Source organism: Pseudomonas sp. TE3899 (assembly GCF_056279105.1).
In genome coordinates this window covers 2922307-2938690 of sequence record NZ_JBWBQR010000001.1, presented here as the reverse complement: position 1 = coordinate 2938690, position 16384 = coordinate 2922307, and the positions used below count along the sequence as shown (strand labels likewise).

The window sequence follows — 16384 nt, the reverse complement described above, 5'->3', positions numbered from 1 at the left end:
TATTTATCCTTTGACTATACGGCCTGTATTCGCTAGTTTTTGCCGCATTGGCTCACAAGGTGTCGACAATATGCTGGATCAACTCGATCCCCCGGTGATCACGCAGGACGATTCGGAAACGCTTTCCGAGAATGTCTTCCGGCGCATCCAGGCGGCCATCGTCAAAGGCGAGATCGCCCCGGGCAGCAAGATTTCCGAGCCGGAGCTGGCACGCACCTACGGCATCAGCCGCGGGCCGTTGCGCGAAGCGATCCATCGCCTGGAAGGCCAGCGCCTGCTGGTGCGCATACCGCACGTCGGTGCGCGGGTGGTTTCACTGAGCCACGCCGAGTTGCTGGAACTCTACGAAATCCGCGAATCCCTGGAAGGCATGGCCTGTCGCCTGGCCGCCGAGCGCATGACCGTCGAAGAAATCGACGAACTGCGCCGGGTTCTCGAAACCCACGAACGGGACGCGGCGTTCCAGGCCGGTGTCGGCTACTACCAGCAGGAAGGCGATTTCGACTTTCATTACCGGATCATCCAGGGCAGCGGCAACCGCACCCTGACCCAGATGCTCTGCGGCGAGCTGTATCAATTGGTGCGCATGTACCGCATCCAGTTTTCCACCACACCCAATCGCCCGCGCCAGGCCTTTGCCGAGCACCACCGGATTCTCGACGCCATTGCCGACCGTGACGGTGAGCTGGCCGAGTTGTTGATGCGCCGCCACATCGGCGCCTCCAAACGCAATATCGCCCGTCACTACCAGGACGGCGCCAATAAGACAGCCACTGAACGAGGTGAGTCATGAGTTCGAACAAGAGCACTCCAGGCCAGCGTTTCCGCGATGCGGTCGCCAGCGAACATCCGCTGCAAGTGGTCGGCGCGATCAACGCCAACCACGCGCTGCTGGCCAAGCGCGCCGGTTTCAAGGCGATTTACCTGTCGGGTGGCGGGGTGGCTGCCGGCTCCCTCGGTGTGCCGGATCTGGGCATCACCGGTCTGGATGACGTGCTGACCGACGTGCGCCGCATCACTGACGTTTGCGACCTGCCGCTGCTGGTGGACGTGGACACCGGTTTCGGTTCCTCGGCGTTCAACGTGGCGCGCACCGTCAAGTCGATGATCAAGTTCGGCGCGGCGGCGATTCACATCGAAGACCAGGTCGGCGCCAAGCGCTGCGGTCACCGCCCGAATAAAGAAATCGTGTCGTTGCAGGAAATGGTCGACCGCATCAAAGCCGCCGTCGATGCCCGCACCGACGACAGCTTCGTGATCATGGCCCGCACCGACGCCCTGGCCGTGGAAGGCCTGGAATCCGCGCTGGATCGCGCCGCCGCGTGCATCGAGGCTGGCGCCGACATGATCTTCCCGGAAGCCATCACCGAACTGGACATGTACAAGCTGTTCGCCAGTCGCGTGAAAGCGCCGATCCTGGCCAATATCACCGAATTCGGCGCGACGCCGCTGTACACCACCGAGCAACTCGCCGCTGCCGACGTGTCGCTGGTGCTATACCCATTGTCGGCGTTCCGCGCGATGAACAAGGCAGCGGAAAACGTCTACACCGCGATCCGCCGCGACGGCACGCAACAGAACGTGATCGACACCATGCAAACCCGCATGGAGCTTTACGATCGCATCGACTACCACACCTTCGAGCAGAAGCTCGATGCGTTGTTTGCCGCCAAAAAGTAACGATGACCCCCGTAGGAGCAAAGCTGGCTCGCGAAAACTGACTGACCTTCAACATTGATGTCGTCTGACACACCGCTTTCGCGAGCAAGCTTCGCTCCTACAAGTTTCCCTAAAAATTTCAAGATTGGAGACAGCAATGGCCGAAGCAAAAGTACTCAGTGGCGCCGGGCTCCGTGGCCAGGTTGCCGGGCAAACCGCACTGTCCACCGTGGGCCAGTCGGGCGCCGGCCTGACTTATCGTGGCTACGACGTTCGCGAACTGGCGGCTGACGCACAATTCGAAGAAGTCGCCTACCTGCTGCTGTACGGCGAACTGCCGACCAAAACCCAACTCACCGCTTACATCAGCAAACTGAGCAAGCTGCGCGACCTGCCGCAAGCCCTGAAGGAAGTGCTGGAACGCATCCCCGCCGACGCCCACCCGATGGACGTGATGCGCACCGGTTGCTCGTTCCTGGGCAACATCGAGCCGGAGAAAGACTTCTCCGAGCAACACGACGTGACTGACCGTTTGCTCGCCGCGTTCCCGGCGATCATGTGCTACTGGTATCGCTTCAGCCACGACGGCAAACGCATCAATTGCGTGAGCGACGAACAGACAATTGGCGGCCACTTCCTGCACTTGCTGCACGACAAGAAGCCGAGCGAGCTGCACGTCAAAGTGATGAACGTGTCGCTGATCCTCTATGCGGAACACGAGTTCAATGCTTCGACCTTCACCGCCCGAGTTTGCGCGTCGACCCTGTCGGACATGTTCTCCTGCATCACCGCCGCCATCGGCTCCCTGCGCGGCCCGCTGCACGGCGGCGCCAACGAAGCGGCGATGGAAATGATCGAGCGCTTCAAGTCGCCGCAAGAGGCGATCGAAGGCACCCTCGGCATGCTCGCGCGCAAGGACAAGATCATGGGCTTCGGCCACGCGATCTATAAGGACAACGATCCACGCAACGAGGTGATCAAGGCCTGGTCGAAAAAGCTTGCGGACGAAGTGGGCGACACCGTGTTGTTCCCGGTCTCCGAAGCCATCGACAAGACCATGTGGGAGCAGAAGAAACTGTTCCCTAACGCCGATTTCTACCACGCGTCGACGTACCACTTCATGGGCATCCCGACCAAATTGTTCACGCCGATTTTCGTCTGCTCGCGCCTGACCGGCTGGGCGGCGCATGTGTTTGAACAACGTGCCAACAACCGCATCATCCGCCCGAGCGCCGAGTACGTCGGCGTCGAACAGCGCAAGTTCGTGCCAATCGAACAACGCTGATGGGGGGAGGGCCGACGTGAACGCCGATACCCCTGTAGGAGCGAAGCTTGCTCGCGAAGACGGACCGACATTCAACATTGATGTCGGCAGATAGACCGCTTTCGCGAGCAAGCTTCGCTCCTACAGGGCGCACGGATTCAGATCGGCCCCACCCTTTTGCACTTACCGTGACCGAGTCCCGACCTGATGAACACAGAATTCCGCAAACCGCTGCCCGGCAGCCATCTGGATTACTTCGACGTCCGTGCGGCGGTCGAAGCGATCCAGCCTGGCGCCTATGACACCCTGCCGTACACCTCCCGCGTACTGGCGGAAAACCTGGTGCGTCGCTGTGACCCGGCCACGCTCACCGATTCCCTGAAGCAATTCATCGAACGCAAGCGCGACCTCGACTTTCCGTGGTTCCCGGCCCGTGTCGTGTGCCATGACATTCTCGGCCAGACAGCCCTGGTCGACCTCGCCGGTCTGCGCGACGCCATCGCCCTGCAAGGTGGCGACCCGGCGCAAGTCAACCCGGTGGTGCCGACGCAATTGATCGTTGACCACTCCCTGGCCGTCGAGCGTGGTGGTTTCGATCCTGAGGCGTTCGAGAAGAACCGCGCCATCGAAGACCGTCGCAATGAAGACCGTTTTCACTTCATCAACTGGACCAAGAAGGCGTTCAAAAACGTCGACGTGATCCCGCCAGGCAACGGGATCATGCACCAGATCAACCTGGAGAAAATGTCTCCGGTGATCCAGGTGCGTGACGGCGTAGCGTTCCCGGATACCTGCGTCGGCACCGACAGCCACACCCCGCACGTTGATGCGCTGGGCGTGATCGCCATCGGCGTTGGCGGTCTCGAAGCTGAGAGCGTGATGCTCGGCCGCGCCTCGTGGATGCGCCTGCCGGAAAGCGTCGGTGTCGAACTGACCGGCAAGCTGCAACCGGGCATCACCGCCACCGACATGGTGCTGGCGCTGACCGAGTTCCTGCGTAAACAGAAAGTTGTCGGCGCATGGCTGGAGTTCTTCGGCGAAGGTGCCTCGGCGCTGACCCTCGGCGACCGCGCGACCATTTCCAACATGGCCCCGGAATACGGCGCCACGGCAGCGATGTTCTACATCGACCAGCAGACCATCGACTACCTCAAACTCACCGGTCGCGAAGACGAGCAGGTGCAGTTGGTCGAGAACTACGCCAAGACCACTGGCCTGTGGGCTGACAGCCTGAAAAATGCGCAATACGAGCGTGGCTTGAGCTTCGACCTGTCCACGGTAGTGCGCAACATGGCCGGCCCGAGCAATCCGCACGCGCGCGTTGCGACCTCGGATTTGGCTGCCCAAGGCATCTCCGGCCAGTGGACCGAAGTGCCTGGCCAGATGCCGGACGGCGCAGTGATCATCGCCGCCATCACCAGTTGCACCAACACCAGCAACCCGCGCAACGTCATCGCCGCCGGCCTGCTGGCGCGCAATGCCAACAAGCTCGGGCTGACCCGCAAGCCGTGGGTCAAATCGTCCCTGGCGCCGGGTTCGAAAACCGTGGCGCTGTACCTGGACGAAGCCGGGCTGACCACTGAGCTGGAGCAACTCGGTTTTGGCATCGTTGCGTTTGCCTGCACCACCTGCAACGGCATGTCCGGCGCGCTCGATCCGGTGATCCAGCAAGAGATCATCGACCGCGACCTGTACGCCACTGCCGTGCTCTCGGGCAACCGCAACTTCGACGGGCGGATTCACCCGTACGCCAAGAATGCGTTCCTGGCTTCGCCGCCCTTGGTGGTGGCTTATGCCATCGCCGGCACCATCCGTTTCGACATCGAAAAAGATGTGCTGGGCGTGGTCGATGGCAAGGAAATTCGCCTCAAAGACATCTGGCCGAGCGACGAAGAAATCGACGCCGTGGTGAAAGCCTCGGTCAAGCCCGAGCAGTTCCGCCAGGTCTACATCCCGATGTTCGCCATCCACGAAGACACCGGCCCGAAAGTCACGCCGCTGTACGACTGGCGCGAGATGAGCACCTACATCCGCCGTCCGCCGTACTGGGAAGGCGCGCTGGCCGGCGCACGACCGCTCAAGGGCATGCGCCCGCTGGCGGTGCTGCCGGACAACATCACCACCGATCACCTGTCGCCCTCGAACGCGATCATGCTCGACAGCGCCGCCGGTGAATACCTGGCGAAAATGGGCTTGCCGGAAGAAGACTTCAACTCCTACGCGACCCACCGTGGCGACCACTTGACCGCCCAGCGCGCGACCTTCGCCAACCCGAAACTGTTCAATGAAATGGTTACGGAAAACGGCAAGGTCAAGCAGGGCTCTTTGGCGCGGGTCGAGCCGGAAGGCCAGGTCATGCGCATGTGGGAAGCCATCGAAACCTACATGGAACGCAAGCAGCCGTTGATCATCATTGCCGGCGCCGACTACGGTCAGGGTTCGTCCCGTGACTGGGCGGCGAAGGGCGTGCGCCTGGCCGGTGTGGAGGCGATTGCCGCTGAAGGTTTCGAGCGCATTCACCGCACCAACCTGGTGGGCATGGGCGTGTTGCCGCTGGAATTCTTGCCGGGCACTGACCGTCACACCTTGGGCATCGACGGCAGCGAAACCTATGACGTGATCGGCGACCGCACGCCGCGTGCGCAGCTGACGTTGGTGATCAATCGTCTGAATGGCGAGCGCGTTGAAGTGCCGGTGACTTGCCGACTCGACACCGCTGAAGAAGTCTCGATTTATGAGGCGGGCGGCGTGTTGCAGCGTTTTGCCCAGGACTTCCTTGAATCGGCGGTCGCCGTTTAAAAATGCAAAGTCACGGGGGACTTCAGGTCCCCCGTTGGCCAATAGAGGAATGACATGGCTCACGTACCTCAGATCAAAATCCCCGCCACCTACATGCGCGGCGGCACCAGCAAAGGCGTGTTCTTCAGCCTCAAGGACCTGCCCGAAGCGGCCCAGATTCCCGGCCCCGCTCGCGACGCCTTGTTGCTGCGGGTAATCGGCAGCCCCGACCCCTACGACAAGCAAATCGACGGCATGGGCGGCGCCACGTCCAGCACCAGCAAAACCGTGATCCTGTCGAAAAGCATCAAGGCTGATCACGACGTTGATTACCTGTTCGGCCAGGTCTCCATCGACAAGCCGTTCGTGGACTGGAGCGGCAACTGCGGCAACCTGTCGGCGGCGGTCGGTTCGTTCGCCATCAGCAACGGTCTGGTGGACGCCAGCCGCATCCCGCACAACGGCGTGGCCATCGTTCGGGTGTGGCAGGCCAACATCGGCAAGACCATCATCGCCCACGTGCCGATCACCAACGGCGAAGTGCAGGAAACCGGTGATTTCGAACTCGACGGCGTGACCTTTCCGGCCGCCGAAGTACAGGTCGAATTCATGGACCCGGCGGCGGAAGAAGAGGGCGGTGGTGGTTCGATGTTTCCCACCGGCAACCTGGTGGACGACCTCGAAGTGCCCGGTATCGGCACCTTCAAGGCGACCATGATCAACGCCGGCATCCCGACGATTTTTATCAACGCCGAAGACCTCGGCTACAAAGGCACCGAGCTGCAAGGCGCGATCAACGGCGACCCGAAAGCCCTGGCGATGTTCGAAACCATCCGTGCCTACGGCGCGTTGCGCATGGGCCTGATCAAGGACCTGGACGAAGCCGCCAAGCGCCAGCACACGCCGAAAGTGGCGTTCGTGGCTAAGCCTGCGGACTATGTTGCATCGAGCGGCAAGGCGATTGCGGCGGGGGATGTCGACCTGCTGGTGCGGGCGCTGTCCATGGGCAAATTGCACCACGCGATGATGGGCACGGCGGCCGTAGCCATCGGCACCGCGGCGGCGATTTCCGGGACGCTGGTGAACCTCGCAGCGGGTGGTGTCGAGCGTAACGCGGTGCGTTTCGGGCATCCGTCCGGGACGTTGCGGGTCGGCGCTGAAGCCAGCCTGGAACACGGCGAATGGGTCGTGAAAAAAGCCATCATGAGCCGCAGTGCGCGGGTGTTGATGGAAGGCTTCGTCCGCGTGCCGGGTGATTCCTTCTGACTGACACCTACCCCCTGTAGGAGCCAGGCTTGCCGGCGAAGGCGATCTTGAGGACGCCTTCGCCGGCAAGCCTGGCTCCTACAGGACGGCATTTCAACAATAAGAATCTTGTAACCGACTGAGATTTGCCCTGAACCGAGGTCCCATCAACGAACCACTGCAAGAGTGAATCGAACATGAGCACCAACGTCGACCAGAACAACCGCCCCGACTACGACACGGTCCTGCAGGACATTGCCGACTACGTCCTCACCTTCAAAATCGAGGCCACCGAAGCACTCGACACCGCCCGCAACTGCCTGATGGACACCCTCGGCTGTGGCCTGCTGGCCCTGCGCTTTCCCGAATGCACCAAACACTTGGGCCCGATCGTCGAAGGCACCGTCGTGCCGTTCGGTGCCCGTGTCCCCGGCACGCCTTTTCGTCTCGATCCGGTCAAAGCCGCATGGGACATCGGCTGCATCGTGCGCTGGCTCGACTACAACGACACCTGGCTCGCCGCCGAGTGGGGTCATCCGTCGGATAACCTCGGCGGGATTCTCGCGGTGGCCGACCACCTCTCGCAAAAACGCCTGGCCAATGGCGACGCGCCGCTGACCATTCGCGCGGTGCTGGAAGCGATGATCATGGCCCACGAGATTCAAGGCGTCATCGCGCTGGAAAACTCCTTCAACCGCGTAGGACTCGATCACGTGTTGCTGGTGAAAGTCGCCTCGACCGCCGTTACCGCCAAACTCATGGGCGCCAATCGTGAGCAGTTGTTGTCGGCGCTGTCCCACGCGTTTGCCGATGGCCAGGCGCTGCGTACCTATCGGCATGCGCCGAACGCCGGCTCGCGCAAATCCTGGGCGGCAGGTGATGCCTCCAGCCGGGGCGTGCGTCTGGCGGACATCGCGATGCGTGGCGAGATGGGCATCCCCGGTGTGCTGACGGCCAAGCAGTGGGGCTTCTACGACGTGTTGTTCAGCCACACCAACAACGATCTGGCGCTCAAACCCGACGACAAACGCGCGTTCAGTTTCTCGCGCACATACGGCAGCTACGTGATGGAAAACGTGCTGTTCAAGATCAGTTTCCCCGCTGAATTCCACGCGCAGACCGCTTGCGAGGCCGCTGTCACCCTGCACCCGCAGGTGCGCAATCGCCTGCACGAAATCGACAAGATCGTCATCACCACCCACGAATCGGCGATCCGCATCATTTCCAAGGTCGGCCCGCTGGCCAATGCCGCCGACCGCGACCATTGCATTCAGTACATGACCGCCGTGCCGCTGGCGTTCGGCAATCTGGTGGCCGAGCAATACGAAGACAACTTCCACGCCGCGCACCCGATCATCGACGTGCTGCGCGAGAAAATGATCATCGTTGAAGAGCCGCGTTTTACCCGTGAATACCTGGAAGCCGACAAGCGCTCCATCGCCAACGCGATCCAGGTGTTTTTCAAGGATGGCTCCAGCACTGAGAACGTGGTGGTCGAATACCCGATCGGCCATCGCCGTCGCCGTGCCGATGGCATTCCGTTGTTGGAAGACAAGTTCAAGGCCAACCTGGCGACGCGGTTCACCGCGCAGCGCAGTAATGAGATCTTTGCGTTGTGCAAGGATCAGGCTGCACTGGAAGCCACCCCGGTCAATCGCTTCGTCGACCTGTTCGTGATCTGACACACCCTCGTTCTGTAGGAGCAAGGCTTGCCCGCGATGGCGTCCTTGAGATCGCCATCGCGGGCAAGCCTTGCTCCTACAGAAGAGGGGGTGATGTGCTCAGCGTTTGAGCCATTTCTCAACCGGCAATTTGGTAATGGCAAACCCCGCCAGCAGCACCGCCGAATACCCCATCAATTCCCGCGACAGGCTCTGCCCCTCGTACCACGCGCCAATCACCACCGCGAACACCGGAAAAATAATAAACACGAACGACAAAATGATCGGGCTCAGGCGCTTGAGCAGCAAAAAGTAAACGATAAACCCGCCCACCGATGCCACCAGCCCCAGGTAGAGCAGGGCACCCCACGAGCGTGCGGTAATGTCATCGAACACCGGCGCCTCAACGCCCAGCCCCGCCACAAACAGCATCAGACCCGCGAGGCCGATGGGTAGCGTGTTGTAAGTGATCACGCTGATCGCCGCGCCGTGTTTCTTGGTAATCACGTAACACAGCGCATGCATCACCGCTGCCGCCAGAATCGCCAGCATCCCGAAGAATTCGGCATGGTCCAGGTGCAGGCCTTGGCTGCGGATGATCATGAACAAGCTGCCAAAGCCAATCGCGATGCCCACCACCTGCGAAGGGTAGATTTTCTCCCGCAGGAACACCGCGGAAAAAATCAGGATGAACACCGGCATGCAACTGAACAGCAGCGCCGTCAGCCCCGACGAGACATGCAGTTCGCCGTAGTTGAGCAAGTAATACGGCAGGCTGAAATACGACAGCGTGACGAACACGAAAAACCAGCGACTCTGCCGTGGAAACAGCAGCGGCTCGCGACGCAGTAAGGCGAAACTCAAAAACAGCGGGAACGCGATCAGAAAGCGCAGGCCGGCGGCGGTCAGGGGCGGCACGCTTTCGACGGCGATCTTGATCCCCAGCCACGTGGTGCCCCAACTCAAGCACACGATCAGGAACAAAGTGCTGGTGATTAACCCCGCCAACCAGGGTTTTCCCGCGATGGACGGCGTGCTGATGGCAATCGACATGGTCGTGCTCCTCTGGTCGTCGCAATTGACCTGATAACGGAAAAGGTCTATCTCTGATTGAGCCTGTTTTAAACACGCTATTCGGGATGGAAATGACTGTCAAAGTAAGTATTGCCACGGTGTCAATCCTGCGGGTCGGCTTGGCTGAAGGGCGCGGCGTGAAGTACAAGCGCCTGGCCGAAGCCCTGGAAAAAAGCATTGGCGAAGGCTTGATCGAGCCCGGCAGCAAACTCCCGCCCCACCGTTTGTTGGCGGACAGCCTGGGCGTGACCATCGGCACCATCAGCCGCGCGTATGGCGAGCTGGAACGGGTAGGGCTGGTGGTGGCCCGCGTAGGAGATGGCACTTATGTGCGTCAGAGGGGGATGGAACGGCCGCGGGATGCTGGCTTTCGCAATGTCAGCGAAGAGCCGCAGCCATTCTTCGACATGAGTCGGAATCAGCCGATTCCGGGGCAGGAAGCTGACTTTATGAGTCAGAGCCTGCAGGCCATGGCCAGTGATCCGAACACCTTGCAGTTGCTCAGCGGCTATACGGCCGATTGCGGATTGCCTCGCCACCGTGCGGCGGGTGCTCACTGGTTACGGCACCAGGAATTCGTTCCGAACGCCGAGCAGGTCATTTGCGTCAATGGTGGTCAGCACGGCTTGCTCTGTGTGTTGATGGCGCTGCTCAAGCCCGGCGACACCTTGGTGACCGAGCATTTGACCTACCCCGGACTGATCAGCGTCGCACGCATGCTCGGCATCAAGCTGATCGGGGTCGGCATGGATGACGAAGGACTGTTGCCCGAGGCGCTGTCGGACGTTTGCCAGCATCATCGGATATCGGCGTTGTACTGCACGCCGACGATCCAGAATCCTACGGCGGCGGTCATGTCGGTGCCACGGCGCGAGGCGATTGCCGAGATCTGTCGCCAGCACAACCTGCTGATCATCGAAGACGAAGCCCATGCGGTTCTGGCGCAACAACGACCGTTGCCGCTGAGCCATTTCGCGCCGGAGCGTTCGGTGCTGATCGGCAGTTTGAGCAAGGCGGTTTCGGCGGGTTTGCGGGTCGGTTATCTGCACGCGCCGCTGCCGTTGATCGGAAGATTGAGTGCCGCGCTGCGCGGGACGTGCTGGATGGCCAATCCGCTGTCGATGGAAGTGGCGACGGCGTGGATTGAAAACGGTATCGCCGAACAGTTGCTGGGGCAGCAGATTGCCGAAATCAATCGGCGCAAGCGCTGGGTCAGCGGGGTGTTAAAAGAGGTCAGTTACAAGACCCACCCCGATAGCCCACACTTCTGGCTCGAAGTGCCAGAGCCATGGCGGGCGTCGCAGATTGCGGCGGAGCTCAGGGAGAAGAATTATCTGGTGGCGACTGCCGAGGCGTTTGCGGTGGGGCATGGCGCGGTGCCGCAGTTTATTCGGGCGAGTGTGTGTAATTCGGTGGGGGATGATCGGTTGTTGTTGCAAGGGTTTGAAGCGTTGGCGGGGGCATTAACAGAAACCGTGTAATCGTTCATCGCGGGCAAGCCGTGCTCCTGTAGGAGCGATGCTTGCCCGCGAAGGCGCCCTCACAGGCGCTGAAGGGCTACTTGAACCGCCGCTCAACCCCTTTCTCCACGAGGATCTTCGCCGAAATCTCTTCCACCGAAAAATGCGTGGAATTGATGTGGGGAATGTTCTCCCGGCGAAACAGATTCTCCACTTCACGCACTTCGAACTCGCACTGGGCATAGCTCGAATAGCGGCTGTTGGGCTTGCGCTCGTTGCGGATCGCGGTGAGGCGGTCAGGGTCGATGGTCAGGCCGAACAGCTTGTGCTGGTGGGCGCGCAGGGCGGCGGGCAGGGTCAGGCGTTCCATATCGTCTTCGGTCAGCGGGTAGTTGGCCGCGCGGATGCCGAATTGCATCGCCATGTACAGGCACGTCGGCGTCTTGCCACACCGCGACACGCCCACCAGGATCAGGTCGGCCTTGTCGTAATAATGCGTGCGCGCACCGTCGTCGTTGTCGAGGGCGAAGTTCACCGCCTCGATCCGTTCCATGTAATTGGTGCTGCTGCCAATGGAGTGGGACTTGCCGACGGTGTAGGAAGAATGCTCGGTCAGTTCCTGTTCAAGGGGCGCCAGGAAGGTCGAGAAAATGTCGATCATGAAACCATTGGACGTTGCGAGGATCTCACGGATGTCTTGATTGACGATGGTGTCGAAGATGATCGGCCGAAAACCGTCGGTTTCGGCGGCCTTGTTGATTTGTTGTACCATGGCCCGCGCTTTATCGACGTTGTCGATGTACGGCCGCGTGAATTTGCTGAAGGTAATGTTTTCGAACTGCGCCAAGAGGCTTTGACCCAGGGTTTCGGCTGTAATGCCGGTGCCATCGGAGATGAAGAAAGCAGATCGTTTCATTTGCACCTTGGGCCTTAAGCTAATAACGAATCTTGGATATGATAGGCGCGATTTGTCGGCCGCCAGTGGCCCGCATTCTCACTTATTTTCCAGGTCCAGGCCATATAGCCGGTCAATGCTCCCCCGAGCCGCCGGCTTCTGAGCTTTTCCAACACAGTTAGTGGAGAGATCACCTTGGTAGAGTACGTAGTTTCCCTCGATAAGCTCGGCGTCCATGATGTAGAGCACGTAGGGGGCAAGAACGCATCCCTGGGCGAGATGATCAGTAACCTTGCAGGTGCCGGTGTATCGGTGCCCGGTGGCTTCGCCACGACAGCTCAGGCTTATCGTGATTTTCTGGAACTGAGCGGCCTGAACGATCAGATCCATGCCGCGCTCGACGCCCTGGACGTCGACGATGTCAACGCCCTGGCCAAGACCGGCGCCCAGATCCGCAAATGGATCATGGAAGCCGAATTCCCCGAGAAACTCAACGCCGAGATCCGCACCGCGTTCGCCACGCTGTCGGCCGGCAACCCTGACATGGCCGTGGCCGTGCGTTCTTCCGCTACCGCCGAAGACCTGCCGGACGCTTCCTTCGCCGGTCAGCAGGAAACCTTCCTGAACATCCGTGGTGTCGAAAACGTCATTCGCGCCGCCAAAGAGGTGTTTGCCTCCCTCTTCAACGACCGCGCCATTTCCTACCGCGTCCACCAGGGCTTCGATCACAAGCTGGTGGCCCTGTCGGCCGGTGTGCAGCGCATGGTCCGCTCCGAAACCGGCACCGCCGGCGTGATGTTCACCCTCGATACCGAATCGGGCTTCCGTGACGTGGTGTTCATCACCGGCGCCTACGGCCTGGGCGAAACCGTCGTACAAGGCGCGGTGAACCCGGACGAATTCTACGTCCACAAGCAAACCCTTGAAGCCGGTCGTCCGGCGATCCTGCGCCGCAACCTGGGCAGCAAAGCCATCAAGATGATCTACGGCGAAGTGGCCACGGCCGGCAAGTCGGTCAAGACCATCGACGTGGACAAGGCTGATCGCGCACGTTTCTGCCTGACCGATGCCGAAGTCAGCGAACTGGCCAAGCAGGCGATGATCATCGAGAAGCACTACAAGTGCCCGATGGACATCGAATGGGCCAAGGACGGCGACGACGGCAAGCTCTACATCGTTCAGGCCCGTCCTGAAACCGTGAAGAGCCGTACCCAGGCCAACGTCATGGAACGTTACCTGTTGAAAGAAACCGGCACCGTGCTGGTTGAAGGTCGCGCCATTGGCCAGCGCATCGGCGCCGGCAAGGTCCGCATCATCAAGGACGTGTCCGAGATGGACAAAGTCCAGCCAGGCGACGTTCTTGTATCCGACATGACCGACCCGGACTGGGAACCGGTCATGAAGCGCGCCAGTGCCATCGTCACCAACCGTGGCGGTCGTACCTGCCACGCGGCGATCATCGCCCGTGAGCTGGGCATTCCGGCCGTGGTCGGTTGCGGCAACGCCACCCAGCTGTTGAAAGACGGCCAGGGCGTGACCGTTTCCTGCGCCGAAGGCGACACCGGTTACATCTTCGAAGGCGAACTGGGCTTCGACATCAAGAAAAACTCCGTGGACGCCATGCCTGATCTGCCGTTCAAGATCATGATGAACGTCGGCAACCCGGATCGTGCATTCGACTTCGCGCAACTGCCGAACGCCGGTGTGGGCCTGGCCCGCCTGGAGTTCATCATCAACCGCATGATCGGTGTTCACCCCAAAGCGCTGTTGAACTACGACGGCCTGCCGCAGGACATCAAGGACAGCGTCGACAAGCGCATCGCCGGTTACGACGATCCGGTCGGCTTCTACGTCGACAAACTGGTCGAAGGCATCAGCACCCTGGCTGCGGCGTTTACCCCGAAAAAGGTCATCGTGCGTCTGTCGGACTTCAAGTCCAACGAATACGCGAACCTGATTGGCGGCAAACTCTACGAGCCGGAAGAAGAAAACCCGATGCTGGGCTTCCGTGGTGCTTCGCGTTACATCAGCGAAGCATTCCGCGATTGCTTCGAACTCGAATGCCGTGCGCTGAAACGCGTGCGCAACGAGATGGGCCTGACCAACGTTGAAATCATGGTGCCGTTCGTCCGTACCCTGGGCGAAGCGAGCCAGGTGATCGATCTGCTGGCGGAAAACGGCCTGGCCCGCGGTGAGAACGGTCTGCGCATCATCATGATGTGCGAACTGCCGTCCAACGCGATCCTGGCTGAAGAATTCCTCGAATTCTTCGACGGCTTCTCCATCGGCTCCAACGACCTGACCCAGCTGACCTTGGGCCTGGACCGTGACTCCGGGATCATCGCTCACCTGTTCGACGAGCGTAATCCGGCGGTCAAGAAGCTGCTGGCCAATGCCATCCAGGCCTGTAACAAGGCGGGCAAGTACATCGGCATCTGCGGTCAGGGTCCTTCGGATCACCCGGACCTGGCCAAATGGCTGATGGAACAGGGCATCGAAAGCGTTTCGCTGAACCCCGATTCCGTACTGGAAACCTGGTTCTTCCTGGCAGAAGGTCAAGCTTCGGCCTGATGGTGTGTGAACGACCGCTTCCTGTAGGAGCGTGGCTTGCCCGCGATGGCATCTTCAAAATCGCCATCGCCAGCAAGCTGTGCGCCTACAAGGGGTAGCCGTTTTTTGAGATTGAAGTAGGGCGGGCTCCTCTGGATGCCGCCCTTTTTTGTGCAAGAGCATTATGCAAAGCAGCAGCAACCTATTTCCTGTCGCCCTGATCAGCGCCGAGCGGCGCGGCGATCTGAGCGAAGACGTGTATCGATTGAAACCCGGCAACAGCCCCGACGGCACCGTCGAGCTGGCAGTGACACGCCTGGGCATGGCGGACGGCCCGGACACGCGCGGCGTTCCGGTGATTTTGCTGCACGGCAGCTTTTCCAATCGCCGGTTCTGGTTTTCCCCCAAAGGCCTGGGTCTGGGCGCCTATCTGACGCGCCTGGGATTCGATGTGTGGATCCCGGAGATGCGCGGTCACGGCTTGTCCCAGCGCAACCAGAACTACCGCAAGAACCGCGTCTCGGACTACGCCCGTTACGATCTGCCGGCCATTGGTGCATTCGTGCGCGAGCAAAGTGGCCAGGTCCCGCACTGGATCGGTCATTCCCTCGGCGGCATTACCCTGGCCGCCGCGTTGGGCGGTCAGTACATCGGCGAACCGGTGGTGGCCTCGGCGGCGTTTTTCGGTACGCAGGTCAGCCGCACTTATTGGCCGCTGAAAATTCCGCCGGTGGAGTGGAGCGGGCGCTTTATTCTCAAGCGCTTTGCCCAGTTGTCCGGTTCACGGCTCAAGCGCGGCCCGGAGGACGAGCCGATTGGCCTGGCCCTGGAAAGCATGCGCTGGTATGGCCTGTTCGGACGCTTTGGCGATGCTGACAAGGATTGGTGGGCGGGTCTGGCCGAAGTTGAGCTGCCGGTATTGGCCGTGAGCGCGGCCGGTGACCATCAGGACCCGGCCTGGGCTTGCCGCAAGCTGTTTGATCAGCTCGGTTCCGAGCACAAGCAGTTCATCAACCTGGGGCGCGAGCAGGGTTTCAGTGACAATTTCGGTCACGTTGAAATGCTGATCAGCAAAGCCGCCCAAGCCGAAGTCTGGCCATTGGTCGCGCGCTGGCTGGCCGATCAACAGACGCCGTTGTTGGGCGAAAAGCCGGATTTGGCCACGGCGGTCTGAGCCCAGTGCTCTAACAAGGGCATTTCGCTCCGGTCGGCTTGCGGCTAAGATATGACGCATTGAGCTTTTTTGGTCACTTTGCGACATCCTCGATTGTCTTCCTCTTTACAGGAGTTTCTCGATGAACCATTACGTTACGCCTGACCTGTGCGACGCCTATCCAGAATTGGTACAGGTGCTGGAACCGATGTTCAGCAATTTCGGCGGCCGTGATTCCTTCGGCGGCGAAATCGTGACCATCAAGTGCTTCGAAGACAACTCGCGGGTTAAAGAGCAAGTCGAACTCCAGGGTGATGGCAAGGTGTTGGTGGTCGACGGTGGCGGTTCCCTGCGTCATGCGTTGCTGGGTGACATGCTGGCCGAGAAAGCCTCGAAAAACGGTTGGGCAGGGCTGGTGATCTACGGGTGCATCCGCGACGTCGATATCCTCGCGCAGACCGATCTGGGTGTGCAGGCCCTCGCGAGCCATCCGAGAAAATCCGACAGGCGCGGGCTTGGTGACATTAACGTTCCGGTGACCTTCGCCGGCGTGACCTTCCATCCAGGCCATTACATTTATGCGGACAACAACGGCGTGATCATCTCGCCAAGCCCGCTGAAGATGCCTGAATAACGCGTCGATGC

At 60.6% G+C, this 16384-nt stretch carries 12 protein-coding genes; 10 read left to right on the top strand and 2 right to left on the bottom strand.

Annotated features, from left to right (window positions below; all coding sequences use genetic code 11):
* The first annotated feature begins 73 nt into the window (after positions 1-73).
* The 6 genes from ACZ89E_RS13335 (at position 74) to prpD (ending at position 8628) form a co-directional block, all read left to right on the top strand.
* The gene (locus tag ACZ89E_RS13335) at positions 74-793 is read left to right on the top strand and encodes a GntR family transcriptional regulator (protein ID WP_178117484.1); all 720 of its coding nucleotides are present in this window, start codon (positions 74-76) and stop codon (positions 791-793) included.
* Complete coding sequence (gene prpB / locus ACZ89E_RS13330; protein ID WP_008146328.1) at positions 790-1680, top strand: methylisocitrate lyase; 891 nt, start codon at positions 790-792, stop codon at positions 1678-1680. Before ACZ89E_RS13335 ends, prpB begins: the two co-directional genes overlap by 4 nt.
* Before the next feature lie 136 nt (positions 1681-1816).
* Complete coding sequence (gene prpC, locus ACZ89E_RS13325; protein WP_149656852.1) at positions 1817-2944, top strand: bifunctional 2-methylcitrate synthase/citrate synthase; 1128 nt, start codon at positions 1817-1819, stop codon at positions 2942-2944.
* A 186-nt stretch (positions 2945-3130) separates the two neighbouring features.
* Entirely contained in the window at positions 3131-5722 is a 2592-nt protein-coding gene (gene acnD / locus ACZ89E_RS13320; protein WP_463259860.1) for a Fe/S-dependent 2-methylisocitrate dehydratase AcnD, read from the top strand.
* A 54-nt stretch (positions 5723-5776) separates the two neighbouring features.
* On the top strand, positions 5777-6967 hold the full coding sequence (gene prpF, locus ACZ89E_RS13315; RefSeq protein ID WP_149656850.1) for a 2-methylaconitate cis-trans isomerase PrpF: 1191 nt from the start codon (positions 5777-5779) through the stop codon (positions 6965-6967).
* 176 nt (positions 6968-7143) lie between these two features.
* Entirely contained in the window at positions 7144-8628 is a 1485-nt protein-coding gene (prpD, locus tag ACZ89E_RS13310) for a 2-methylcitrate dehydratase (RefSeq protein ID WP_476255839.1), read from the top strand.
* A gap of 99 nt (positions 8629-8727) precedes the next feature.
* On the opposite strand, the gene ACZ89E_RS13305 is transcribed toward prpD, so the two are convergent.
* On the bottom strand, positions 8728-9615 hold the full coding sequence (locus ACZ89E_RS13305) for a DMT family transporter (protein ID WP_476257052.1): 888 nt from the start codon (positions 9613-9615) through the stop codon (positions 8728-8730).
* Positions 9616-9752: 137 nt separating this feature from the next.
* On the opposite strand from ACZ89E_RS13305, the gene ACZ89E_RS13300 reads away from it, so the two are divergent.
* A complete protein-coding gene (locus ACZ89E_RS13300) occupies positions 9753-11162 on the top strand; it encodes an aminotransferase-like domain-containing protein (protein WP_476255838.1) in 1410 nt (469 codons plus the stop codon).
* Positions 11163-11238: 76 nt separating this feature from the next.
* Here the strand turns inward: ACZ89E_RS13300 and ppsR are convergent, their stop codons facing one another.
* Positions 11239-12057: a posphoenolpyruvate synthetase regulatory kinase/phosphorylase PpsR gene (gene ppsR / locus ACZ89E_RS13295; protein ID WP_133836694.1), complete on the bottom strand. Its 819-nt coding sequence runs from the start codon at positions 12055-12057 to the stop codon at positions 11239-11241.
* 174 nt (positions 12058-12231) lie between these two features.
* Here ppsR and ppsA point away from each other — a divergent pair, with 174 nt between their 5' ends.
* The 3 genes from ppsA (at position 12232) to rraA (ending at position 16373) form a co-directional block, all read left to right on the top strand.
* Positions 12232-14607 (top strand): phosphoenolpyruvate synthase, encoded by a 2376-nt coding sequence (gene ppsA, locus ACZ89E_RS13290; RefSeq protein WP_149660585.1) that lies wholly within the window; start codon positions 12232-12234, stop codon positions 14605-14607.
* 163 nt (positions 14608-14770) lie between these two features.
* The gene (locus tag ACZ89E_RS13285) at positions 14771-15760 is read left to right on the top strand and encodes an alpha/beta fold hydrolase (RefSeq protein ID WP_476255837.1); all 990 of its coding nucleotides are present in this window, start codon (positions 14771-14773) and stop codon (positions 15758-15760) included.
* Positions 15761-15881: 121 nt separating this feature from the next.
* Positions 15882-16373, top strand: a complete 492-nt coding sequence (gene rraA, locus ACZ89E_RS13280) for a ribonuclease E activity regulator RraA (RefSeq protein WP_123512128.1) — start codon at positions 15882-15884, stop codon at positions 16371-16373.
* Positions 16374-16384: the final 11 nt, after the last annotated feature.